Raw genomic sequence first — 21,923 nt, forward strand, 5'->3', positions numbered from 1 at the left:
CGATGGAGCAACAGGCAAAGGACTGCGGCTGGATTGGCCGACATGCCTATGCCCATCGCGGGCTTCACGGTGATGGCTGTCCGGAAAATTCGCTCGCGGCCTTCAGGGCGGCGATCGAGGCCGGGCTCGGGATCGAGTGCGATCTGCGCAAGGCCGCCGACGGGCGCGTCATGGTGTTCCACGATGCTGAGCTTGCGCGCCTGACCGAGGAGAGCGGCTTGCTCGCGGACCGCGGCGTGGGCGAGCTGACTGCGATCACCCTGCGCGGCAGCAGCGAGACCATCCCCACGCTGCGCGACATGCTCGCGCTGGTTGGCGGGGAAGTGCCGCTGCTGCTCGAACTCAAGACCGAGGCTGATCGCCCGGTTGGTCCGCTGTGCCGGGCGGTGCGGCGCGATTGCGAGGGATATGGCGGAGATGTCGCCGTGATGAGCTTCGACCCGCGCGTGGCGCGCTGGTTCACCAAGCATGGCTCATCGTTCCCGCTGGGTCTGGTTGTGACCGAAGAAGGTCGCCCCACGCTGATAGCGCATATCAAGCGGCGGCTGGCGGTAGAACTGGCGAAACCCGATTTCCTCGCGCTCGATGTGCGCGACCTGCCCAGCGGGCTGTCGCGCCGCCAGATCGCGCGCAAGGCACCATTGGTGAGCTGGACCGTCGACAGCGCCGCAGCGCTCGAAACAGCGCTGGAGGCGGGCGCCATGCCCATCCTTGAGGGGGCGGGGGTGGCAGCCTTCCAGGCGCGTACCTAGATCGGGGGCATGACGAGCGGCAAGATCAGCGCAGCAATCCGGCCCTCGGTGGGGGCGATACCGGAGGCCGATTGGAACGCGCTGGCCGGGAGCGACAATCCCTTCGTCAGCCACGAATTTCTCACCGCGCTTGAAGACTCGGAAAGCGTGGGGCCGGGCACCGGCTGGCAAAGCGCGCCGATCGTGCTGGAGGACGAGGATGGCGCGCTGCTGGGCGCGATGCCGTCCTACCTCAAGCAGCATAGCCAGGGCGAATATGTGTTCGACCATGGCTGGGCCGATGCCTGGATGCGGGCCGGCGGCGATTACTACCCAAAGCTGCAGATCAGCGTACCTTTTACCCCCGCAACCGGTCCGCGCCTGCTGTTGCGCGACCCGGCGCTGGCTGGCCCGCTGTTGCGCTCGGCGGCGCAGCTGGTCGATATCAACGGCTGGTCGTCGGCTCATGCAACCTTCGTGGAACCGGCGCAGGCGGAGCTGTTCGAGGAGCAAGGCTGGCTACGGCGCGAGGATATCCAGTTCCACTGGGTCAACCGCGGTTATGCCAGCTTCGACGATTTTCTGGGGGAACTGTCCTCACGCAAGCGCAAGACCCTGCGCAAGGAGCGCGCGGCGGCGAACGAGGGGATTACCGTCAGTACGCTGCGCGGCGATTCTATCCGGCCCGAGCACTGGGATCTGTTCTGGCTGTTCTATCAGGACACCGGCGCGCGCAAGTGGGGCACGCCCTATCTCACCCGCGCTGCCTTCGACCTGATGGGCGAGCGCATGGGCGAGAAAATTCTGCTGCTATTGGCGCACGACGATGCTGGCGATCCGATCGCCGGGGCGCTCAATTTCATCGGAAAAAGCGCGCTTTACGGGCGCTATTGGGGCTGTCTCGTCGACAAGCCGTTCCTGCATTTCGAGCTTTGCTACTATCGCGCCATCGAACTGGCGATCGAACTGGGTCTCGAACGGGTTGAGGCAGGCGCGCAAGGCGGGCACAAGCTGGCGCGGGGCTATGAGCCGGTGGCCACCACCTCGTTTCACTATATCGCCCACCCGGACTTTCGTCGGGCCGTGGCCGAATTCGTCGAGGCCGAACGGCAGGGCATTGCTCTGGATCAGCTGAGGCTGGGGGAAATGACCCCGTTCAAAAAAGGCTGATCAGGCACACTTGCGAAAATCGGCACGCAACCATTCGCGTGCCCGTCGCTGGGCTTCTGCCACTTCGCGCGCGGTCATCTCGCTGGCTACATCAGAGCGGCACTGACAGGCCTCTTCGTGGCCTCCAGCTGCCGCAAGGTTAAACCACTTATGTGCCTCGATCAGTTCGCAATCGATACCATGGCTGCCGGTCGAGAAGGCCACGCCGAGGCTGAAGTAGGCCTCGATATCGCCCTGTGCTGCATCGGCAAGGCATTGCGCCACCATGACATCCGCCCGGCTGATGTCGGCGGGGGTAAGGCTGGCAAAGGCTTGTTGTGTCGCAAGTTCCATTGATTGTCCCCATGAGGTCCAGGAGGTCGATCCCGGAAACCATGGCCCGCAGGTCATACGAGCATGGTCAACATATGGTTAACGCGACCTGTTTTTTGCCAATGGCAGCGCGACAGATCGGGACAGGGTCAACTTGTCGCTTGTCTGCCTCGGGTGCGACCACTATAGGCGCGCCCCAGCGACAGCCCAAGGAGTTTGGCGTTACAGAGACCTGTACGAGCAGGTCCGGCCCGATTGATCCGCAGGATGGGCGGTCCTTAATACTGGGTGCGGAGCAACGTAATCATGGCGTCTGTCACGGGCGACGACATCGACGTTCTCAACAAGGCCAAGCGGGCCTTGCCGCGCGACTATGCGCCGGACGAGAACGAAGAATACATGTCGGACAAGCAGCTGAATTATTTCCGGGTACTGTTGCTCGAATGGAAGCGTTCGATCCTCGAAGCTTCGGTGGGCACTTTGCAGAACCTGCAGGATGGCCCGATCCGCGAGCCCGATCTCAACGATCGCGCTTCCAGCGAAACCGACTGGGGCATCGAACTGCGTACACGCGACCGGCAGCGCAAGCTGATTTCCAAGATCGATGCCGCACTGCGCCGGATCGATCAGGGTGAATATGGCTATTGCGAAGTGACGGGCGACCCAATCGGCATCAACCGCCTGATCGCGCGACCGATCGCCACCATGACCGTGGAAGCGCAGGAAGCGCACGAACGGCGCGAAAAGATTTCTCGCGACGATTGACCCATTATGGGACAGGTTTATCGCGCGTGGGGTCGGGTTAACCACTCGTTAGGGGTGTGAAGACAAGCTCGCTGGCGTTTGCATCAAGGAATTCCGTCGGACCGGCAATCGTTCTCGGCGGCGACAGCATATTAGGGACGTATCCGCGCGATGAGCAACGTCGAAACCCGCCAGGTCGATCGCGACAGCCTGTTCCTGCTTGCGCAGGTGCGCGTTGATGGCGTGGACCATCCCAACAAGGTCAAGGTCCGCAACCTTTCGACCGGCGGCATGATGGCCGAGGGCGATGTCGATGTCGGCCGTGGCTCTCCGGTCGAGGTCGAGCTGCGCAATATCGGCTGGGTGAAGGGCTCGGTGGCCTGGCGTCAGGACAACCGCTTCGGCATCGCTTTCCTTGACGAGATCGACCCCAAGCAAGTGCGTGAACCCCTGGGTACCAAAGCGCCCGCCAGCGCTGGTCAGGCGAAGCGCGGCGAGCAGTTTCGCAAGATCTGAGCTCCTGCCCTTCCAGGCACATTCTCACCTTACCATTGAAGCCTTCGCGCAGGCTGCGTAATCCAGCCTCCATGCTGGCCCCTCTTGCCCCCTCCCGAAATCTGGCTGTGCGTCGGATTGTTCGACCTCTGGCCTGCGCGCTTGCCTTGTTGCTGGCGGGTTGCGGGCAGGGGGGCGATGGCGAGTTCACGGTGGCCTTGATCGGCGATGAGGAAGACTTGCTGGCCGAGGGGGTGCGCCTGTCGAGCGGCGCACAGCTGGTGCGCGCGGCGACCGAGTCGGGCCTTGTCGCGCTCGACGCACGCGGCGAGGTCGTGCCTGCGCTGGCGGAGCGCTGGATCGTCACCGACGATGGTCTCAGCTTCATTTTCCGGCTGCGCGAGGACGAGTGGGCCGACGGCAGCGAGATGAGCGCGCAATCGGTGCGCGATGAGCTGCGGCGCAACCTCAGGGCACTCAGAGGGACCTCGCTTGGCCTTGACCTTTCCCCCATCGACGAAATCCGCGCGATGACCGGGCGCGTGGTCGAAATACGCCTGACCACGCCGGTGCCCGAGCTGCTCACTCTGCTTGCACAACCCGAACTCGCGCTGCGCCACGAGGGCACGGGGCCGATGACGGTTGAGCGGACCGCGCAACAGCCCGATGAGAGCGAAGGGGCGCTCGTCGGCGAGCTGCTGTTCAGGTTCAAGCCGCCAGTCGAGCGCGGCCTGCCCGATGTTCCGGAATGGCAGGAAGAGGTTCGCGACCTGCTGCTCGTGTCGGAACTGGCGCCGCGCGCGCTTGCGATGTTCGACGATGGCGATGTCAGCATCGTGCTGGGCGGGAGGATCGACAACCTGCCGCTGGTCGACATCGGCCCGCTCTCGCGCGGAACCTTGCAGATCGATCCGGCGATCGGTTTGCTTGGCCTGCGTGTGCGCGAGGCGCAGGGGCTGCTTGAGGAAGCTGTCCTGCGCGAGGCAATCGCCATGGCACTCGACCGGCCGGCGGTGATGGCGCCCTTCAACGTTGGCGGATGGACGGCAAGCACGCGTCTCGTCGCCCCTGGTTTGCCTGGAGACCCAGGCCTGGTGGGCGAGCGTTGGGCCGATCAGTCGCTCGAACAGCGTCGCGAAACCGCGCGGGCCCGCGTGCAGCAGTACACTGCCCGGCAGGATAGCGAGACGTCGGGCCCAGTGCGTCTGACGCTTGCCATCGACGAGGGGCCGGGACTTGATCTGCTGCTCCAAGGCCTCGCCGAACAACTGGCCACGATCAACGTCCGGCTCGAACGGGCGGAAGACCGGGACAAGGCCGATCTGGTTCTGGTCGACCGGGTGGCGCGTTTTTCTGATCCGCGCTGGTTCCTCAACCAGTTTGCATGCTCGCTGCGCCAGGGCCTGTGCAGCCAGCAGGCCGACAGCTTTGTCGCCCAGTCGATGAACGCGCTCGACCCTATCGTGCGTGCCAGCCTGATCGCCCAGGCGGAGCTGCAAATGGCGCGCGAGAACGTCTATATCCCGATCGGCGCGCCGATCCGCTGGTCACTGGTGCGCAGCGGATCGCAGGGGTTCTCGCCCAACCGCTATGCCTTCCATCCCTTGCCGCCGATGGCCGAGGTCCCCAGATAGAAGGGCGAGGAGCATGCCCATGCCGACGCCGATGCAAACCAAGCCCCGCCCCATGACCGCCGACCTGCCGCTCGGCAACGACCCGCATTCGGTGCGCCGCCGCATCGAAGCGATGGAGCTTCTGCTCGAACGCAGCTTCGTCATCCCCGGCCTCAATCGCCCGGTGGGTCTCGATGCGCTGGTCGGGCTGGTGCCCGTGGCGGGCGACATCATCGGCATGGCGATGGGCGCCTATATCGTGTGGGAGGCGCGCAACCTGGGCATGCCGAAGTGGAAGCTGATGCGAATGGCGGGCAATGTCGCCTTCGATGGCGCGGTGGGCGCGGTGCCGGTGGCGGGCGACCTGTTCGACTTCCTGTTCCGCTCCAACACGCGTAACCTCAGGATCGTGAAGAAGCATCTCGACAAGCATCACCCGCAAACGCAGGTTATCGAGCAATAGGCTGCGAGAGGCTTAGGCCTCCAGTTCGATGTCCCAATAGAGCCAGTCGCGCCAGGTTTCGTGCAGGTAGTTCGGGGGAAAGCCCTTGCCCTGCTGCTGCAGCTGCCAGCTGGTGGGCCGGATCGGCTCGTATTGCAGCCGCATACCTGCCTGTTTCGGCGTGCGCCCGCCCTTCTTCATGTTGCACGGGGCGCAGGCGGTGGTGATGTTTTCCCAGGTCGTCTTCCCGCCGAGGCGGCGCGGCACGACATGATCGAAGGTGAGATGCTTCTCGCTGCCGCAATACTGGCAGGCGAAGCGATCGCGCAGGAACAGGTTGAAGCGCGTGAAGGCGGGAAATTCGCTCGGCTTCACGAATTGCCGGAGCGCGATCACCGAGGGGATTTTCATGTCGAGCGAGGGCGAATGCACCGCGCGCTCGTAGCTCGCCACGATGTCCACCCGTTCGAGGAACACCGCCTTGATCGCGGTCTGCCACGGCCACAGGCTGAGTGGATAATAAGAGAGCGGGGTGTAGTCCGCGTTGAGCACCAGTGCGGGGCAGGATTCAAGCCTGCGCGTAGGGTCTTCATCGGCGCTGCGGAAGCGCGCGGCCCGTTCGATCAGTTCGGCATTGAACACGGCTTGTGTCCTCCCTGATGCGGTCGAAAGGAGCATTTGCGCAGGAAAGCGTCAAGCCTGTTACAAAAATCGAATCCACAGGAATTTTCGCGAGTCGCATGGCATGGGCGCTGCAAGAGAGAGCAGAGTGGGGCCGAGTGATGACATGATCGTGACCCGTTTCGCCCCCAGCCCCAACGGGCGCTTGCATCTCGGCCACGCCTTTTCCGCAATCGTTGCGCACGATCTGGCCGTGGCGCGAGGAGGCCGCTTCCTCCTGCGGATCGAGGATATCGACGGTGCCCGCTCGCGGCCCGAACTGGCAGACGAATTTCGCCGAGATCTCGCATGGCTGGGTCTCGAATGGGACGAGGTGCCCGCGCAGTCGACGCGCGTGGTCCAATACGATTGGATGGCGCAGGAGGTGCTCTATCGCTCGCTCGGAGTGCTCTACTCTTGCCGCTGCACCCGCGCAGAAGTAGCTGCCGCCGCGCGCGAAACTGCGCCCGATGGCTCACAGGTCTATCCCGGCACCTGTCGCGAGCATCCCGTCATCGGCGATACCAGCCACTGCGCCTGGCGGATCGATATGGCGCAGGCATGCGAAATCGCCGGGCCGCTCACCTGGGTAGACGAACTGGCGGGTGAACAGCAGGCGCGGCCGGAGCTGTTCGGGGATGTGGTGATCCTGCGTAAGGATGCGCCTGCCAGCTATCACCTCGCCGCGACCATCGACGACAACGCCGATGGGGTGACGCTGGTGACGCGCGGGATGGACCTGTTCGATTCCACCCATGTCCATCGCCTGTTGCAGGCCCTGCTCGGCCTGCCGGTTCCAACCTGGCACCATCATCCTCTGTTGCTCGACGCAAATGGGCGCAAGCTGGCGAAGCGTCGAGGTTCGCCCGCGCTCGCCGAACTCAGGCAAGCGGGTGAAGATGGGCGCGTGCTGGCCGAGCATCTGCGCGCCGGAAAGCTGCCCGCTGGCATTTCGCTGTCAGAGGGCCTACATAGCGACTTATGAATGTCCTTCTCGTTATCCTGATCGTCGGGCTGTCGCTCATGGTGGTTGTCAGTCTGGTGCGCGGCGTTGTTGCGTTCCTGCAGACGACCAAGGTGGACCTGGAAAACGGCGGCACCAACTCCGCCGAGCTGCAGATGCGGCAGAACAAGGCCATGATGTCGCGCATCAAGTATCAGGCGCTCGCCATCGTGGCGGTTCTGGTCCTTCTCGCGATCAACAGCTGATCTGGTTGCGCAGCGGCGCATGGTTCGCCTGAACCGCATCTATACCCGCACGGGCGATGATGGCACGACCGGGCTGGTCGATGGCTCGCGCCTGCCCAAGCATCACCCGCGGCTGGAAGCCGTGGGCGCGGTGGACGAGGCCAATTGCGCCATCGGCCTTGCGATATGCGTGCTCGATGGCAGCCTGGCCGAGCACTTGCGGCGCATCCAGAACGACCTGTTCGATCTCGGCGCGGATCTCGCCACGCCGGGTGAGGATTTTACTCCCTCTGAGATGACCTTGCGCATCGTCGCCGTCCAGACCGAGTGGCTGGAGCAGCGCATCGACGCCGAAAATGCCGAGCTTGCCCCGCTGACCAGCTTCGTCCTGCCCGGTGGCAGCGAGGCTGCGGCACGGCTCCACCTCGCCCGCGCGGCGGCGCGGCAGGCCGAGCGCGCAATGACGGCGCTGGCGGCAGGGGAGCCGGTCAACCCGCAGGCGCTGGCCTATATCAACCGATTGTCGGACTATCTGTTCGTGCTTGCGCGGCTCGCCAATCAGGGTGGCGCGGGCGACGTCTTGTGGGTGCCGGGGGCCCGCCGCTGAGTTATTGCGTCGGTGCCTCAACAGGCGCAGCGCCATCGGGTGCCACTATCTGGGGCTGGCCCACTCCTGGTTCGGGCAGCGGATCGAACCGCAGGTTTTCGGGTGGAAGGTCGTCGAGTTGGGGGCTCGGGTCGAACGGTTCGGGGGAGAAGCCCCGGCCGACGCTCTCTTCGCCATACCAGCCATCGTCCTCGTAAACCGTTTCCGGCATGGCTTGTGGCGTCGGCTGAGACATCGGTGGCGGCATGGGGGCAGCGCTAGGCGGGATCATGGGCTCGGGCGCGGCTGGCTGATCGGCCATCTGCGCGAGGCGCCCCTTGTTCGTTTCGGTGCCGATCAGTTGCAGGGCTGCGAACATCATCAGCGCGCCGATCACCAGCGCCCCGGCTACAAGCTTGAGAAACCCACCTTGCATGGTCTGAGCGCTTAGCAGTGGCAGGTTAACTTGTGGTTTTCGTGCGCCCCTGTCGGGAACGGTGCGCGCCGCTCGTCCGTTTTGTTGGCAAAGGAGAAATTCTATGACCGACAAGAGCGAACTTGCCCCCGAAGTGCACAATTCCGAGCAGGACGATGCCTCGACGCAGGCGCAAAGCGTCGCCAATCGTGCGGGCGAATTGCGTCAGCAGCTGCGCAGCCCCACCGAAAGCACCAAGGGTCCGAACGAAACCGACGTGCTCGGCGATTCCACTCAGGACCTGGTCGACCACATGCGCGACATGGAAAGCTCAGGCCGGATCGACATGAATGCCTATCGCGGCGAGCCCGCGCATGACGACGACGAGAGTCTCTACAAACCTTCGGCCCGCCCTGAAGACGATAGCTAGGCCGATTTAACCGCCTGGCCCGAGGCTCCCATCGTTAAGGATCCAGAGCCCCGCAGTCAGCGCAAGAGCGCCTGCCGCTACCAACCATGCCAGCACGCGGAAGTTGGGCGGCGACAGGCGTTCGAGTTCGTGAGGATCCAGCCGGGACAGAGTCTTGCTCGCACGGTGCTGCGCTACCAGCGCTAGCCAAGCGCCTGCAAGAATGAAGGCTGTTGCGATGGCACGCGCCAGCCATGGCGGGTCGAATTCACCAAACAGGGCGCGAAAGCCGATGCCGATGCCGATGGCGGCGAAAGCGGTGCGTATCCATCCCGCAAAGGTGCGCTCCATCGCCATGATATTGCGGTCTTCAGCAAGATTGGTTCGAAACTCGGCAAGTTCGTTCTTGCCGTTCGATTGATCGTTGGAATCGCTTTCCGGCATACCTTCTATAACGTTGACTGGCGTCAGCTCGTTCCGGCTTCCTGTTTCAGGCGATAGAGCAGATCGAGCGCCTCGCGCGGCGAAAGCGCATCGACATCGACCTCATCGAGCAGCGCGCGTATCGGGTCGGGCGCTTCTTCTTCCTGCGCCATCGAGGCAGCAAAAAGTGGCAGTTCGCCGAGGCCTGCGGCGAGGCCGCCTGTCTCGTCGCGGCCCTTCTCGAGCCGCGCCAGCACATCGCGCGCGCGTTTGACTACCGGAGCGGGAACCCCCGCCAGCTTGGCCACAGCAAGGCCATAGGAGCGGTCGGCGGCGCCTTCGGCCAGTTCATGCAGCAGCACCAGATCGCCCTTCCACTCGCGCGCCCGCACATGGTGAAGCGAGAGCGCAGGGCAGCTTTCGGCGAGCCGAGCCATCTCGTGATAGTGCGTGGCGAACAGGCAGCGGCTGCGGTTGGTCTCGTGGATCGCCTCGGCCACGGCCCAGGCCAGGGCGAGCCCGTCGTAGGTCGAGGTGCCGCGTCCGACCTCGTCGAGTATGACGAAACTGCGCTCGCCCGCCTGGCTGAGGATTGCGGCGGTTTCGACCATTTCGACCATGAAAGTCGAGCGCCCGCGCGCAAGGTTGTCGGCTGCACCTACGCGGCTGAACAAGCGGTCGACCAGCCCGATCCGCGCGGCCTTCGCAGGCACGAAACTGCCCGCCTGCGCTAGGAGCACGATCAGCGCGTTCTGCCGCAGGAAGGTCGACTTGCCGCCCATGTTTGGCCCGCCCACCAGCCATAGCCGGTCTGCCGCCGAGAGCGTGCAATCGTTGGCGACAAACCGTTCGCCGGCGCGTTCGAGCGCCTGCTCCACCACGGGGTGCCGCCCCGCTTCGATGGCAAGGTCTGTGCCCTCCGCGATCTGCGGCAGGCACCATTCGCCCTCCACCGCGCGGGTGGCGTGACTGGCAGCGACGTCGATACGGGCGAGCGCGGCGGCGGTGGCGGCGATGGGTTCGGCGCTGGTTGCGACCGCTTCGACCAGCTCTTCGAAATGGGCTTCCTCGGCGGCGAGCGCGCGTCCGCCGGCCTCGGCGATGCGGGTGGCTTCCTCGTGCAGGCTCACCGAGTTGAACCGCACCGCACCGGCCATGGTCTGGCGGTGGGTGAAGCCGCTGCCCTGCGCCATCAGCGCGTCGCCATGGCGCGCGGGCACTTCGATGAAGTAGCCGAGCACGCCGTTGTGCTTGATCTTGAGCGCCGAAATGCCGGTTTCAGAGCGATAGCGCGTTTCCAGCGCAGCGATGGCGCGGCGGGCATTGCCCGAGATGTCGCGCAGTTCGTCGAGCGAGGCGTCGTAGCCCGAAGCGATATAGCCGCCTGACTGGCGCTCGGTCGGCGGTGAGGGGACCAGCGCGCGCGCCAACAGGTCGACCAGCTCGGCATGGCCGCCAAGCGAAGGCAGCAGGCTGGTGAGCAGGGCCGGGCTGTCGGGCGCACCGGCGAGCAGCTCGCCGATCTGCCGTGCCCGATCGAGCCCGTCGCGGATCTGGCCAAGGTCGCGCGGCGAGCCCCGGCCTGCCACCACCCGGCCCAAGGCGCGGCCGATATCTGGCAGGGCGCGAAGCGCCTCGCGCAGGTCGCCGCGCAGCAGCGGGTCGCGGTGGAGCCAGCCAACCAGCGCCAGCCGCGCATTGATCGCAGCCGCCTCGGCCAGCGGGGCGGCGAGGTCGTCGGCCAAGAGGCGCGCGCCCGCGCCGGTCGAGCAGCGGTCAATCGCGGCGATCAGGCTGCCCTCGCGCCCGCCCGACTGGCTGGCGAGGATTTCAAGGCTGGTGCGCGTGGCTTCGTCCATCGCCAGATGTCCGCCACTTTCGCGGGCCACCGGCGGCAGCAGCAGCGGCAGTTGCCCGCGTCCAGCATGGTCGAGATAGGCCACCAGGCCGCCAGCAGCGGCCAGCATCGCGCGGCTGAACTGGCCGAAGCCGTCAAGCGTCGCCACCTGATGCAGCGCCTTGAGCCGCGATTCGCCCTTCTCGCTGGCAAAGTCGGCGGCGGGCCGCGTTACGTGCTCTGCCGGGGCGCTGCCCCAGTCCTCGGGCGCGACCACCTCGCTCGCCCCAATCCGCGCCAGCGCTGCATTGAGCGCCAGCGGGTCGCATTCTTCCAGCTCCATCCGCCCGGTCGAGATATCGCAGGCGGCAATCCCGCAGACCCCGCGAACCTCGCAGACAGCAGCTAGCATGTTCGCCCGGCGCGGTTCGAGCAGCGCCTCTTCGGTCAGCGTTCCGGCGGTGACGAAGCGAACGATGTCGCGCTTCACCAGCGCTTTGGACACTGGCGTTCCCTCGCGCTTGGCGCGCGCCTTGGCTTCGTCGGGCGTCTCGACCTGTTCGGCGATGGCCACCCGGCATCCGGCCCGGATCAGCCGCGCGAGATAGCCTTCCGCCGAATGGACCGGCACCCCGCACATCGGCACTGGCTCGCCGCCATGTTCGCCGCGCGTGGTCAGCGCGATATCGAGCACTGCGGCAGCGCGGCGGGCGTCTTCGAAGAACAGTTCGAAGAAGTCGCCCATGCGGTAGAACAGCAGGCATTCGCCCGCTTCTTTCTTCAGCGCCAGATATTGCGCCATCATCGGGGTCGGGGCGGAAGACATGATCGCGGTGACGCCTAGCCTTGCCTGAGGCGATTCGGAAAGGCTCGCAGACAGCCTTTCCCCTATCGCCGCGCGGCTCACCCCTTTATGGCGATGCCAGCACATGGAGATTGACGTGAAAGACGACGAGACCAACCAGGACTTCACTACCCGCGAAGCGCTGTTTTATCACGAGACGATCCGCCCCGGTAAGATCGAGATCGTGGCGTCGAAGCCGATGGCGACCCAGCGCGACCTGTCGCTGGCCTATTCGCCGGGTGTAGCAGCGCCGGTGAAGGCGATTGCCGAAGATTCCTCGCTGGCGGCAAGGTATACGGCGCGCTCCAACCTCGTTGCGGTGATCTCCAATGGCACCGCCATCCTCGGGCTGGGCAATCTCGGCGCGCTGGCTTCAAAGCCGGTGATGGAAGGCAAGGCCGTGCTCTTCAAGCGCTTTGCCGATGTCGACGCGATCGACCTCGAACTCGATACCGAAGATCCCGAGGCCTTCATCAACGCGGTGGCGCTGATGGGGCCGAGCTTCGGCGGCATCAACCTTGAGGACATCAAGGCGCCTGAATGCTTCATCATCGAGCAGGAACTGCGCGAGCGGATGAACGTGCCGATTATGCACGACGACCAGCACGGCACCGCGATCATCACCGCGGCGGGTCTCGTCAATGCCTGCCATCTCACCGGGCGCAAGCTGGAGGATGTAAAGGTCGTGGTCAACGGCGCGGGGGCGGCGGCGATTGCCTGTACGGCGCTGATCAAGTCGATGGGTGTGCGCCACGAGAACGTGCTGATGTGCGACCGCTCGGGGGTGATCTTCCCGGGGCGCGACAATGTCGACCAGTGGAAGAGCGCGCACGCGGTCGAGACCGACCGCCGCACGCTGGAGGATGCACTGAAGGGCGCGGATATCTTCCTCGGTCTCTCGGCCAAGGATGCGCTCAAGCCCGAATGGGTGAAGGACATGGCCGACCAGCCGATCATCTTCGCCATGGCCAACCCCGACCCCGAGATCACGCCGGATGCGGCCAAGGCCGTGCGCCCCGATGCCATCGTGGCGACGGGCCGGTCGGACTATCCGAACCAGGTCAACAATGTGCTTGGCTTCCCGTTCATCTTCCGCGGGGCGCTCGACGTGCAGGCAACCACGATCAACGAGGAAATGAAGATCGCGGCGGCCCATGCGATTGCGGAACTCGCGCGTAGGCCAGTGCCCGAGGAGGTTGCGGCGGCCTATGGCATCAACCACCAGTTCGGCACCGATTACATCATCCCCGCCCCGTTCGATCCGCGCCTGATCGAGGTTGTTTCTTCAGCGGTGGCGAAGGCGGCGATGGATTCGGGCGTGGCGCTGGCCCCGATCGAGGACTTCGACCTCTACGCGCACAGCCTCAAGGCGCGCCTCAATCCCACCACGGCGGCGCTCACCAACATCTACTCGCTGGCCAAGGCCAATCCGGGGCGGATGGTCTTCGCCGAGGCCGAGGAAGAGGTGGCCCTGCGCGCTGCGATCCAGTTCCGCGATTTCGGCTATGGCACGCCGATCCTCGTCGGCCGCACCGAGAAGGTGCGCGAGAAGCTGGTCGAACTCGCGGTGGACGATCCCGATAGCTACATCATCGAGAACTCCTACACTTCGCAGCATATCGAGCCGATGGTGGAGTACCTCTACAAGCGCCTCCAGCGTCGCGGCTATACCGAGCGCGATGTGCGCCGCATGGTCAACCAAGAGCGCAACGTGTTCGCCGCGCTGCTGGTGGCGCTCGGCCATGGCGACGGGATGATTTCGGGCCTCACCCGCACCTTCAGCCAGACCGCGCGCGAAATTGCCCGCGTGCTCGATCCGAAGCCGGGCGCGATCCCCTTCGGCGTGCACATGATGATCGGCAAGAACCACACCACGTTCCTTGCCGACACCACCATGAACGAGCGGCCCACGGCGAAGGAACTGGCGCACATCGCCAAGGAAACTGCCGCTGTAGCGCGCCGCATGGGGCACGAACCGCGCGTTGCCTTCCTGTCGTACTCCACCTTCGGGAACCCCTCGGGCCAGTGGCTGGAGAACATCCGCGACGCCGTGGCGATCCTCGATGCCGAGGAGCCGGGTTTCGAGTATGAAGGCGAGATGGCGCCCGATGCCGCGCTTAACCCCAAGGTGATGAAGCTCTATCCGTTCAGCCGCCTGTCGGGCCCGGCCAACGTGCTGATCATGCCTGGCCTCCAGAGCGCAAACCTGTCGGCAAAGCTGCTGCGCGAACTGGGCGGCGATGCGACCATCGGGCCGATGCTGATCGGTTCGGAAAAGCCCGTCCAGATTGCGCCGATGACCTCGATCGCACCCGATATCCTGACGCTGGCCGTGCTGGCGAGCGCCGGGGTGCTGGGCTAAATCGAATTCGGGCAGGGAGCCGGTTGTGGCTCCCTGCCCGAACGGGGGGACTTGTAGTTTTGACGGTCAGGGCGACCGCCTGTCCTTACTGGCGATAGTCGAGCGGCGGCTCACGGTCGCCTAGAAGAGATTCATACTGGTAATCCGGCCCGAGCAGATAGGTGAACTCGGTCTTGGCCTGCTCGCGCAGGTCGGCGTTCGAATAGAGTTCGACGCCCATCAGCACCATCGCCTTGGCGGCATGGTTTGCGCCCTTGAACCCGATCGACATGCCGCTCGCCGCGACCGCCTGCCAGCTGTGGGCGCTCGTTCCCGGCACCCAGGTTGCGGTGCGCACGCTGACGGTCGGGACTGCGCTCGAAACATCGCCGACATCGGTTGAGCCATAGTTGGTGATGACCGCATAGGGCGCGACCGTCTCGGCAGCCGTAACCGGGGGCGCATCTTCGCCAAGGCTTTCGCGCAAGGTCTGGGCCCAGGCCTGTTCTTCCGCCGAGTAGCTGATGCCGCCGATCTCCTCGAGGATCTGCGTCATCCGGCGCTGAAGCGTGGGGACGGGCCGGGTCGGATTGTTGCCGTGGATGATCTCCCATTCCACCGTCGTGCCGGTGCCCATGGCCGCGCCCTTGGCGGCGCCCTCGATGCGCGGCCACAGTGCGCGGACCTCGTCGGGGTCCGAATGGCGGACGTAATAGAACACCTCGGCGAAGTCGGGCACCACGTTGGGTGCGGAGGCGCCATCGGTGATGGCATAGTGGATGCGCGTATCCATGCTGGTGTGCTCGCGCATCATGTTCACCATCATGTTCATCGCCTCCACCCCGTCGAGCGCCGAACGCCCGTTCTGAGGCGCGGAGGATGCATGCGAGGAAATCCCGTGGAAGCGGAACTTGGCCGAGCGGTTGGCAAGGCTGCTCGATGACGGAGCGGCATTGCGGTCGCCCGGATGCCAGTCGAGGACGAAGTCGGCATCGTCGAACAGGCCCGCGCGGGTCATGTAGACCTTGCCCGAGCCGCCCTCTTCGGCGGGCGTGCCATAGAACCGGATCCGCCCCGGCGTGCCGGTCGCCTCAAGCCAGCGCTTGAGGACGATGGCCGTGGTCAGCGAACCGGCTCCGAACAGGTTGTGCCCGCAGGCGTGGCCTGCATGCTTGGAGGCAATCGGATCGCGGGTCGGCTCGGCGGACTGGGTAATGCCGGGCAGCGCGTCGAATTCGGCCAGCACGCCGATCACCGGGCCGCCTTCGCCCCACTCGGCTATGAAGGCGGTGGGGATGTCCGCGACGCCCGCTTTGACCGTGAAACCCTCGGCCTCGATTTCGGATTGCAGCAGGCTCGAGGACGACCGCTCAAGGTAACCAAGCTCGGCAAAGTCCCAGATCTGCTGGGCGATGCTCGCGGTGTGGTCGAATTCGGCATCGACGGCAGCGGCGGGATCGAACGCCTCCTGCGCGGCGGCGGGAATGCACGGCAGGCACAGGGCCGCCAGGGCTAGCGGGACGAAAGGCTTCATGAGGTTCTCCAGTTTGCTGGGATTGAGAGGGGAAAAGCGTCAGACATCGTCAGCCGACACATATTCCTCGACGTCGATTTCGCCCGATAGGCGCCCGACTGCTACGGCGACTACGGCATCGCCCGATACGTTGGTCATGGTGCGGGCCATGTCGAGAATGTGATTGATCCCGGCGACGAAGGCGATTGTTTCAAGCGGGACGCCGATCGACGAAAGCACGAGGCTCATCATCACCAGCCCCGATCCCGGCACGCCCGCGGCGCCAATCGCCCCGAGCGTGGAGGTGAGCGCGATCAGGCCATAGGAGACCCAGCTCAGCTCGATCCCGTAGGCCTGCGCGCCGAACAGCGCGATGACGCCGAGATACATCGCCGTGCCGTTCATGTTGATCGTGGCCCCGAGTGCCACCGTGAAGCTGGCCACTGCATGCGAAACGCCGAGGTTGCGCTCCACGCAGCGCAGCGTCACCGGCAGAGCCGCGTTGGATGACGCGGTGGAGAAGGCCACGGCCTGCGCGTCGATGATGCCGCGGTAGAAGTCGATCACCGGCAGGCGCGCGATCAGCCGCAGGATCAGCGGGTAGACCACCAGCAGGATGATCGCGCAGCCGCCGTAGTTCAGCGCCACCAGCTTGCTCAGCGGGATCAGCGCCTCGAAGCCGAAGGTGCCCGCCACCCATGCAATCAGCGCGAAGACGCCAAGCGGGGCAAGCTCCATCACGAAGATGGTCATCTTCTGCATAACCACCGAGCCCGCGTTCATCGCCCTGGCAATTGGCGCGCCTTCCTCGCCCGAGGCGAGGATCGCCATGCCAAGCAGGACCGAGAAGATGATCACCGGCAGCACCGCGCCTTCGGCCATGGCCATGATCGGGTTGTCGGGCACCAGAGCGATGATCATCTCGATCAGCGACTGATCGGGCGCAGGCGGAATCTCGGTTTCGGCAGATAGGCTGATCTCCAGGCCGACTCCCGGCTGGAACAGCGTTGCAAGACCCATGCCGAGCGACACCGCGATCAGCGCGGTGGTCATGAAGATCAACAGCGCCTTGCCGCCCACGCTGCCCAGGCGGCCGATGTCGCCCACCGCCGTCATGCCCGAAACCAGCGAGAAGAAGATCAGCGGGATGACCAGCATCTTGATCGCGCGGATGAACAGGTCGCCGATCCACTTGAGCGATTCCGCGCTCTCCCCCATCAGGCTGCCAACGATGACCCCGCAGACCATCGCGAACAACACGCGTTTCCACAGGGCAGAAGCGAACCAGGCGCGTAGCATCGTCTAAGGTGTTCCTTGTGATGGGGGCGGTTTCAGAGCGATTAGACAGCAATCGGCCGGGTCATCAGACTTCAAACAATCATGTCGGCCATAGGCCTGGGTTATCGCAGGCCGTTCGCGCTTGTGACAATTGCGGTGGCCAAGCCGAAGGTGCCTTTTCGTCGGATCAATTGCCGTCCGGTGTGAGGCAGGCGACCGCCTCGATCTCGACATCGCCTGCCACAAGGCCCGAAATCACCGTCGAGCGGCTGGGGAAGGGGGCAGCGAAGACCTCGCGATAGACGGCGTTGAAACCGGGCATGAGCGAGGTATCGGTAAGCCATGCGGTGACCTTGACCACCTGATCGAGCCGAGCGCCGGCCTCCGCCAGCACCGCCTCGAGGTTGGCGAGCGCCTGGCGGGTTTGGGCTTCGATGTCGCCGGGAATGATCGAACCGTCGGCCATGCGGGGAAGCTGGCCCGAGGTGAAGACAAGATCGCCCGCGCGGCGATAGCGGCTGAGCGGCGGGGCAGAGGGCGGGCTCATTCAAACGAACTCCTTTTGGTGATGGGGTATGTCGGCCGTGGCATCGACCAGCGCGGCGACCCGTTCGGCGGTGCCTGCGGCAAAGGTCCAGCCCAGCATTCCGTGTCCGATGTTCACGAACACGCGCTTGCGGGCCTGCTTGATGATGGGGTTGGAATTGGCTGTCATCGGGCGAAGGCCAGCCCAGCCTGCGCTTGCCTCGTCATAAGCGGCTGCCTTGGGCATGGCCGCCCGGGCATTGTCGATCAGCAGCTGCAGCCGCGCGGGATCGGGCTGCGGATCGCGGTTGTTCAGTTCGGCGAGCCCCGCCACGCGCATGGAATCTCCCAGACGGCAGCAGACGATCTTGCGCGCTGAATCGGTGATGCTGGCACTGGGCGCATCGGGTCCGGGCGGGGCGGTGAAGCTGTATCCCTTCATCGGCAGGATCGGGGCGCGAATGCCCATTGAGCCAAGCACCGCCGATGCCTCAGCTCCGAGGCAGACCACGACGTTGCGGGCCGACAGGCTCATGCCCTCGCGGTTGCGGACGGTGACGTTGCCGTCATGCTCTTCCACTGCGGCAATGGTGAACCCGAAGGCCATCTTCACCGCATAGTGCTTGCGGAGCACGTCGAGCAGGCCGAGCGAGAAGCGATAGGGATCGCCCACCTCTTCGGAAGGGGTCCACAAGGCCCCGGCAAAGCTGCCGATTTCGCTGAGGGTGGGTTCTATCGCAATGGCCTGTGCCGGGTTCAGCAGCTCTTGTGCGATGGCGGCTTTCTGCTTGATCGCCATGGCATCGCGTGCGCCTTGCAGGCTGGCCTCGTCGCGAAAGATATGCATCTTTCCGGGGCGGGTGTGCCCGAAATCGAAGCGGTGCTCTTCCCGTAGCTCGGCCATGGCCAGCCGCGATTCCAGCCCCAGCGCCAGCGCGGCGCGGGTGTTCTCGGCAAAGCGCGCCTTGGTGCAATTGCGCAGGAATGCCAGGCTCCAGCGCAGGAAATCCGGGTCGAGCGAAAAGCGCATGCGGAACGCGGGATTGAGCCCGGCGACGATGGCGGGAATCGAGGCAAGCAGGCCGGGCTGTGCCAGCGCGTCGGTGTAGGCGTAGGAGAGCTGTGCGCCGTTGGCGAACGAGCTGCCCTGCGCGGGACCGTCAGCGCGGTCGACCAGCGCCACCGAATAGCCGCGCCGGGCCAGCGCATAGGCGGTGGTGACGCCGACGACGCCCGCGCCCAGCACCATGATGTCGGCCTCGGGTCCGGCCGTGCCCGCTGGGTGCGCGCGTGTTCGGCCGGATTCCGGCTGCGGTTGGGTCATCTGTTTCCTCATTATGTCGTTCGGTCAGCGCGTGGTCCGCGCCGGGCAGACGGATTGCTTCAGCTCGGGCAGGATCCGGGCGGCGGGCGATGGCGCAGCGCTTGCCCCGCAGCGACACCGGTCGGCGCGCCATCGAGAATGACGCCCTTGCCGTTCACGAACAGCGCCTCCACGCCCTCGCTCAGCTCGCGCGGTTCGAGATAGGTCGCGACCGGGCCGTAGCGTGCGGGATCGAACATCATGACATCGGCCTTGTAGCCCGCCCTCAGGTGACCCCGGTCCGTCAGTCCGAACATGTCAGCGGTGCGGCCGGTGCTGCTGTTGATGAAGGTGGCGAGGTCGATGGCCGCTGCTTCTTGCACATATTTGCGGTATTTCTGGGGGAAGGTCGCATACATGCGCGGGTGGCCTTCCGAGCCATCGGAGCTGGTGACGACCCACGGCTCGCGCATGAAGGCGGTGATGTCGCGCTCGGCCATGTTGAACGAGACGGTTTTGCCGCTGCGGTCGCCGTCCTCGATGATGCGGATCGCTGTCGTGATCGGGTCGACGTTCCACTGCGCGGCTACGTCGTCGAGCCGCCGGCCGGTCCACTCGTGGCCCTGCGCCACCAGCAGCAACGATTGAGCCCCGCCACGGCGGCGCATGTTCTCGGCCATCTCGGTTTCGATCTTTCCGCGCTCGGCCGGATCGGCAAGTCTCGTCAGCAGAGCCTCGCGCCCACCTTCCTGCGACCACGGCGGCAGCAGCGCGGCCTGCAGGCTGGTGCCCGAAGCTTCCCACGGATACTGGTCGGCGGTGACGTCCTGCCCCTCGGCGCGGGCGCGGTTGATCGCCTGGATGATCGTGCCCGAGGTGCCGTGCAAGTCGACGCCCAGCACCTTGATATGCGCGATGTGGACGGGGAGCCCGGCCTCGCGCCCGATGGTCAGCACCTCCTGCACCGATTGCTCGACGCCGATGGTATAGGTGGCTTCGTCGCGCTGGTGGGTGTCGTAGATACCGCCGCGCAGCGCTGCCTCGCGCGCCAGAGCCACGACCTCTTCGGTTCGGGCAAAGTTCTGCGGCACGTAGTAGAGGCCGGTCGAAAGGCCGAGCGCGCCTTCACACATGCCCTGGGCGACCAGCGCTTTCATCGCGGTCAGCTCGGCCTCGTCGGGGGCGCGGCCCGAATCGCCCAGCACCGCGCGGCGCACCGGGCCGAAGCCGACATAGGCCGCGACATTGGTGCCGAAGCCGCGCTCTTCGAGGTCATCGAGAAAGGCCCCGACCTCGGGCGTGCCGCCGCCATCGACGCCCGTGAAGATGGTGGTCACGCCCTGCATCAGCCACGGCAGGTTCAACCGGCCTTCGCTGTCAGTCGCTTCGAGGAAGCGCTGGGCGTGGGTATGCGGGTCGATGAAGCCGGGCGCGACGATCATGCCGCTGGCGTCGATCACGCGGGCCCCGGCGGGCGCAGCGCGGCTCGGGCCGACGTAGACGATTTCGTCGCCGCTGATCACGACATCGCCGATAACGGGCGTGTCCGAACTGCCGTCGTAGATCGTGCCGCCCGCGAGAACCGTTGCGTCGGGCAGCGGACCTTGCGCGGTGGCGCATCCGGCAAGGCCGGTGCTGGCGAGGAGGGCTAAGGTTGCTCCGATGGTCTTGGCGAAGCTCATTGCCCTGCCCCTTGGTCTACGCGGGTGAGGGTGAGTTCGGCGGTGGTGCCGCGCTTCAGCCGCAGGTGATCGGGATTGTCGGTCGTGGCGATGGACATGGTCTCATGATGAAACCCGCCATCGTCGTCGGCCTCGTAATGCTGGACCACCGGCGCGGCGATAAACGGAGAAGTCACCTCCACCGCGATGCCGTCATCCACCGGCGTGAGGCGGAAGTAGGTGTTCAGCTCGGAGGAATAGAACCGGCCCTCAGGGCTGCTCAACGGCATGCCCGGATAGCGCACATCGCTTGCCGCCATCACCGCTTTCAGCCGGTCGGTGGCCTTCCAGTCGCCCCGGTTGCAGAGCACGGCAAAGGCGCTGTGCTGGCCGGGCAGGCGCAGATAGGCGTGCTTGAACGCCTCGGCCGAGCCGGTGTGAACGATCACCTGCTGGCCGCCCTTCTCGCCAAGGTGCAGGCCGCCGGCATAGGCGAGGCCCCCGCCGTCATCGATCAGCGAGCCATCTGTATAGCGGCCCGGCGCGAGCATGATCTGCGTCACCTCCGGGGTCCAGACCCGGTGGCCCTGCTCGATATCGTATTCGTAGCGGGCAAGGTCGTTCATCGACAGCATCAGCCCGCCCGAGCCGCTGAACCGCGGAAAGCTGTCACGCAGGACAAAGCCGTCGCCCTCGGGCCCATAGCCATGGGCGAAGGTGCCTTTGGCGGGGCTATTGTCGTTGAGGAAAAAGCTGCGCTCCATGCCCAGCGGATCGAAAATCGCGTGCTGGGCATAGTCGGCAAAGGCCTCACCCGAGACGCGCTCGACGATCTCGGCCAGCAGAAGATATCCGCCGTTTGAATATTTGTACTGCGTGCCAGGGGTGAACTGCGTCTGCTGTTGCCGGAACAGCAGGCCGAGCGCCTCGTCCTTCGATGCTGTTCCGACATCGCTGACCCCCGCCATGCGCAGCAGGCCCAACGAATCGCGAATGCCCGAGGTGTGATGCATCAGCATCGCAACCGTCACCGGCGCTTCGTAGGCCGGCAGTTCGGGCAGGTATTGGCGCACATCGTCGCCGAGCGAAAGCTCGCCGCGCGCGACAAGCGTTGCCGCGGCAAGGGCGGTGAACTGCTTGGAGATCGAGGCGGCATAAAACAGGCTGTCGCCATCGAGCGGCCGCTGCTCGGCAAGGTCGGCATAGCCTTGCGCCACCAGCCCGGTTGGCTGTCCATGGGCAAAGGTGCCGGCGACGCAACCGGGCGCCACATTGTGCGCGGGATCGCTCAGAGCCGCGCGAATGGCGGCATCCGAGGTCTGCGCCGCAGCAGGAGCGCCAAGCACGCCCAGAGCGGCAGCCGCGAGCAAACAGGGCCTGGACGCTGGCTGTGTTCGGGTGGCCGTTGCCAACTTGCCGTCTCCTTTAACTTG

General features: G+C 65.3%; 22 protein-coding genes. 11 read left to right on the plus strand and 11 right to left on the minus strand.

Annotation, left to right across the window (positions count from 1 at the left end; all coding sequences use genetic code 11):
* The first annotated feature begins 2 nt into the window (after positions 1-2).
* Positions 3-752 (plus strand): glycerophosphodiester phosphodiesterase family protein, encoded by a 750-nt coding sequence (locus ABDJ38_RS10290; RefSeq protein WP_346785009.1) that lies wholly within the window; start codon positions 3-5, stop codon positions 750-752.
* Positions 753-761: 9 nt separating this feature from the next.
* Positions 762-1,901, plus strand: a complete 1,140-nt coding sequence (locus tag ABDJ38_RS10295; RefSeq protein ID WP_346785010.1) for a GNAT family N-acetyltransferase — start codon at positions 762-764, stop codon at positions 1,899-1,901.
* Here the strand turns inward: ABDJ38_RS10295 and ABDJ38_RS10300 are convergent, their stop codons facing one another.
* Positions 1,902-2,234 carry an SEL1-like repeat protein gene (locus ABDJ38_RS10300; protein WP_346785011.1) on the minus strand — a complete coding sequence of 111 codons (333 nt, stop codon included), beginning with the start codon at positions 2,232-2,234 and terminating at the stop codon, positions 1,902-1,904.
* Positions 2,235-2,519: 285 nt separating this feature from the next.
* Here ABDJ38_RS10300 and dksA point away from each other — a divergent pair, with 285 nt between their 5' ends.
* From dksA to ABDJ38_RS10320, 4 genes are all read left to right on the plus strand, one after another.
* Complete coding sequence (gene dksA / locus ABDJ38_RS10305) at positions 2,520-2,978, plus strand: RNA polymerase-binding protein DksA (protein ID WP_346785012.1); 459 nt, start codon at positions 2,520-2,522, stop codon at positions 2,976-2,978.
* A 150-nt stretch (positions 2,979-3,128) separates the two neighbouring features.
* On the plus strand, positions 3,129-3,473 hold the full coding sequence (locus tag ABDJ38_RS10310) for a PilZ domain-containing protein (RefSeq protein ID WP_346785013.1): 345 nt from the start codon (positions 3,129-3,131) through the stop codon (positions 3,471-3,473).
* Between the two features lie 107 nt (positions 3,474-3,580).
* Positions 3,581-5,086, plus strand: coding sequence for an ABC transporter substrate-binding protein (locus tag ABDJ38_RS10315; RefSeq protein ID WP_346785014.1), 1,506 nt, complete (start codon positions 3,581-3,583; stop codon positions 5,084-5,086).
* A 19-nt stretch (positions 5,087-5,105) separates the two neighbouring features.
* A complete protein-coding gene (locus ABDJ38_RS10320; protein ID WP_346785324.1) occupies positions 5,106-5,528 on the plus strand; it encodes a DUF4112 domain-containing protein in 423 nt (140 codons plus the stop codon).
* A 12-nt stretch (positions 5,529-5,540) separates the two neighbouring features.
* On the opposite strand, the gene ABDJ38_RS10325 is transcribed toward ABDJ38_RS10320, so the two are convergent.
* On the minus strand, positions 5,541-6,149 hold the full coding sequence (locus tag ABDJ38_RS10325; protein ID WP_346785015.1) for an HNH endonuclease: 609 nt from the start codon (positions 6,147-6,149) through the stop codon (positions 5,541-5,543).
* 145 nt (positions 6,150-6,294) lie between these two features.
* Between ABDJ38_RS10325 and gluQRS the strand changes: the two genes are divergently transcribed.
* Genes gluQRS through ABDJ38_RS10340 form a run of 3 tightly spaced genes read left to right on the plus strand, consistent with a single transcriptional unit; the run spans position 6,295 to position 7,962 of the window.
* Positions 6,295-7,152 (plus strand): tRNA glutamyl-Q(34) synthetase GluQRS, encoded by an 858-nt coding sequence (gene gluQRS, locus ABDJ38_RS10330; protein ID WP_346785325.1) that lies wholly within the window; start codon positions 6,295-6,297, stop codon positions 7,150-7,152.
* Entirely contained in the window at positions 7,149-7,376 is a 228-nt protein-coding gene (locus ABDJ38_RS10335) for a hypothetical protein (RefSeq protein ID WP_346785016.1), read from the plus strand. The genes gluQRS and ABDJ38_RS10335 overlap by 4 nt, the downstream gene beginning before the upstream one ends.
* 19 nt (positions 7,377-7,395) lie before the next feature.
* Positions 7,396-7,962: a cob(I)yrinic acid a,c-diamide adenosyltransferase gene (locus ABDJ38_RS10340; protein ID WP_346785017.1), complete on the plus strand. Its 567-nt coding sequence runs from the start codon at positions 7,396-7,398 to the stop codon at positions 7,960-7,962.
* A gap of 1 nt (position 7,963) precedes the next feature.
* Here the strand turns inward: ABDJ38_RS10340 and ABDJ38_RS10345 are convergent, their stop codons facing one another.
* Positions 7,964-8,377, minus strand: a complete 414-nt coding sequence (locus ABDJ38_RS10345) for a hypothetical protein (RefSeq protein WP_346785018.1) — start codon at positions 8,375-8,377, stop codon at positions 7,964-7,966.
* Between the two features lie 103 nt (positions 8,378-8,480).
* On the opposite strand from ABDJ38_RS10345, the gene ABDJ38_RS10350 reads away from it, so the two are divergent.
* Positions 8,481-8,786, plus strand: coding sequence for a hypothetical protein (locus ABDJ38_RS10350; RefSeq protein WP_346785019.1), 306 nt, complete (start codon positions 8,481-8,483; stop codon positions 8,784-8,786).
* Positions 8,787-8,792: 6 nt separating this feature from the next.
* Here ABDJ38_RS10350 and ABDJ38_RS10355 read toward each other — a convergent pair whose 3' ends face one another.
* Together ABDJ38_RS10355 and mutS are read right to left on the minus strand one after the other, a co-directional pair.
* Positions 8,793-9,209, minus strand: a complete 417-nt coding sequence (locus ABDJ38_RS10355; protein WP_346785020.1) for a YidH family protein — start codon at positions 9,207-9,209, stop codon at positions 8,793-8,795.
* Positions 9,210-9,232: 23 nt separating this feature from the next.
* The gene (mutS, locus tag ABDJ38_RS10360; protein WP_346785021.1) at positions 9,233-11,851 is read right to left on the minus strand and encodes a DNA mismatch repair protein MutS; all 2,619 of its coding nucleotides are present in this window, start codon (positions 11,849-11,851) and stop codon (positions 9,233-9,235) included.
* 103 nt (positions 11,852-11,954) lie between these two features.
* Between mutS and ABDJ38_RS10365 the strand changes: the two genes are divergently transcribed.
* Positions 11,955-14,231: an NADP-dependent malic enzyme gene (locus tag ABDJ38_RS10365; RefSeq protein ID WP_429771107.1), complete on the plus strand. Its 2,277-nt coding sequence runs from the start codon at positions 11,955-11,957 to the stop codon at positions 14,229-14,231.
* Between the two features lie 85 nt (positions 14,232-14,316).
* Here ABDJ38_RS10365 and ABDJ38_RS10370 read toward each other — a convergent pair whose 3' ends face one another.
* The 6 genes from ABDJ38_RS10370 to ABDJ38_RS10395 all read right to left on the minus strand — a co-directional run bounded on the left by ABDJ38_RS10370 (position 14,317) and on the right by ABDJ38_RS10395 (position 21,860).
* Positions 14,317-15,744, minus strand: a complete 1,428-nt coding sequence (locus ABDJ38_RS10370) for an amidohydrolase (RefSeq protein ID WP_346785023.1) — start codon at positions 15,742-15,744, stop codon at positions 14,317-14,319.
* Positions 15,745-15,783: 39 nt separating this feature from the next.
* Entirely contained in the window at positions 15,784-17,022 is a 1,239-nt protein-coding gene (locus tag ABDJ38_RS10375) for a dicarboxylate/amino acid:cation symporter (protein WP_346785024.1), read from the minus strand.
* Between the two features lie 166 nt (positions 17,023-17,188).
* Positions 17,189-17,548, minus strand: coding sequence for a RidA family protein (locus ABDJ38_RS10380; protein WP_346785025.1), 360 nt, complete (start codon positions 17,546-17,548; stop codon positions 17,189-17,191).
* Positions 17,549-18,850 (minus strand): FAD-dependent oxidoreductase, encoded by a 1,302-nt coding sequence (locus ABDJ38_RS10385; RefSeq protein ID WP_346785026.1) that lies wholly within the window; start codon positions 18,848-18,850, stop codon positions 17,549-17,551.
* Positions 18,851-18,909: 59 nt separating this feature from the next.
* Positions 18,910-20,511, minus strand: coding sequence for an N-acyl-D-amino-acid deacylase family protein (locus ABDJ38_RS10390; protein WP_346785027.1), 1,602 nt, complete (start codon positions 20,509-20,511; stop codon positions 18,910-18,912).
* Positions 20,508-21,860: a serine hydrolase domain-containing protein gene (locus ABDJ38_RS10395; RefSeq protein ID WP_346785028.1), complete on the minus strand. Its 1,353-nt coding sequence runs from the start codon at positions 21,858-21,860 to the stop codon at positions 20,508-20,510. The genes ABDJ38_RS10390 and ABDJ38_RS10395 overlap by 4 nt, the downstream gene beginning before the upstream one ends.
* Positions 21,861-21,923 lie beyond the last annotated feature (63 nt).

Origin of the sequence: Aurantiacibacter flavus, from assembly GCF_039710615.1 — a bacterium.
Lineage (GTDB): Bacteria > Pseudomonadota > Alphaproteobacteria > Sphingomonadales > Sphingomonadaceae > Alteraurantiacibacter > Alteraurantiacibacter flavus.

Coding starts and splice junctions, on each gene's coding strand:
- ABDJ38_RS10290 (WP_346785009.1), top strand. CDS start 3: ATGGAGCAACAGGCAAAGGACTGCGGCTGGATTGGCCGACATGCCTAT.
- ABDJ38_RS10295 (WP_346785010.1), top strand. CDS start 762: ATGACGAGCGGCAAGATCAGCGCAGCAATCCGGCCCTCGGTGGGGGCG.
- ABDJ38_RS10300 (WP_346785011.1), bottom strand. CDS start 2,234: ATGGAACTTGCGACACAACAAGCCTTTGCCAGCCTTACCCCCGCCGAC.
- dksA (WP_346785012.1), top strand. CDS start 2,520: ATGGCGTCTGTCACGGGCGACGACATCGACGTTCTCAACAAGGCCAAG.
- ABDJ38_RS10310 (WP_346785013.1), top strand. CDS start 3,129: ATGAGCAACGTCGAAACCCGCCAGGTCGATCGCGACAGCCTGTTCCTG.
- ABDJ38_RS10320 (WP_346785324.1), top strand. CDS start 5,106: ATGCCGACGCCGATGCAAACCAAGCCCCGCCCCATGACCGCCGACCTG.
- gluQRS (WP_346785325.1), top strand. CDS start 6,295: ATGATCGTGACCCGTTTCGCCCCCAGCCCCAACGGGCGCTTGCATCTC.
- ABDJ38_RS10335 (WP_346785016.1), top strand. CDS start 7,149: ATGAATGTCCTTCTCGTTATCCTGATCGTCGGGCTGTCGCTCATGGTG.
- ABDJ38_RS10340 (WP_346785017.1), top strand. CDS start 7,396: ATGGTTCGCCTGAACCGCATCTATACCCGCACGGGCGATGATGGCACG.
- ABDJ38_RS10345 (WP_346785018.1), bottom strand. CDS start 8,377: ATGCAAGGTGGGTTTCTCAAGCTTGTAGCCGGGGCGCTGGTGATCGGC.
- ABDJ38_RS10350 (WP_346785019.1), top strand. CDS start 8,481: ATGACCGACAAGAGCGAACTTGCCCCCGAAGTGCACAATTCCGAGCAG.
- ABDJ38_RS10355 (WP_346785020.1), bottom strand. CDS start 9,209: ATGCCGGAAAGCGATTCCAACGATCAATCGAACGGCAAGAACGAACTT.
- mutS (WP_346785021.1), bottom strand. CDS start 11,851: ATGTCTTCCGCCCCGACCCCGATGATGGCGCAATATCTGGCGCTGAAG.
- ABDJ38_RS10365 (WP_429771107.1), top strand. CDS start 11,955: ATGGAGATTGACGTGAAAGACGACGAGACCAACCAGGACTTCACTACC.
- ABDJ38_RS10370 (WP_346785023.1), bottom strand. CDS start 15,744: ATGAAGCCTTTCGTCCCGCTAGCCCTGGCGGCCCTGTGCCTGCCGTGC.
- ABDJ38_RS10375 (WP_346785024.1), bottom strand. CDS start 17,022: ATGCTACGCGCCTGGTTCGCTTCTGCCCTGTGGAAACGCGTGTTGTTC.
- ABDJ38_RS10380 (WP_346785025.1), bottom strand. CDS start 17,548: ATGAGCCCGCCCTCTGCCCCGCCGCTCAGCCGCTATCGCCGCGCGGGC.
- ABDJ38_RS10385 (WP_346785026.1), bottom strand. CDS start 18,850: ATGACCCAACCGCAGCCGGAATCCGGCCGAACACGCGCGCACCCAGCG.
- ABDJ38_RS10390 (WP_346785027.1), bottom strand. CDS start 20,511: ATGAGCTTCGCCAAGACCATCGGAGCAACCTTAGCCCTCCTCGCCAGC.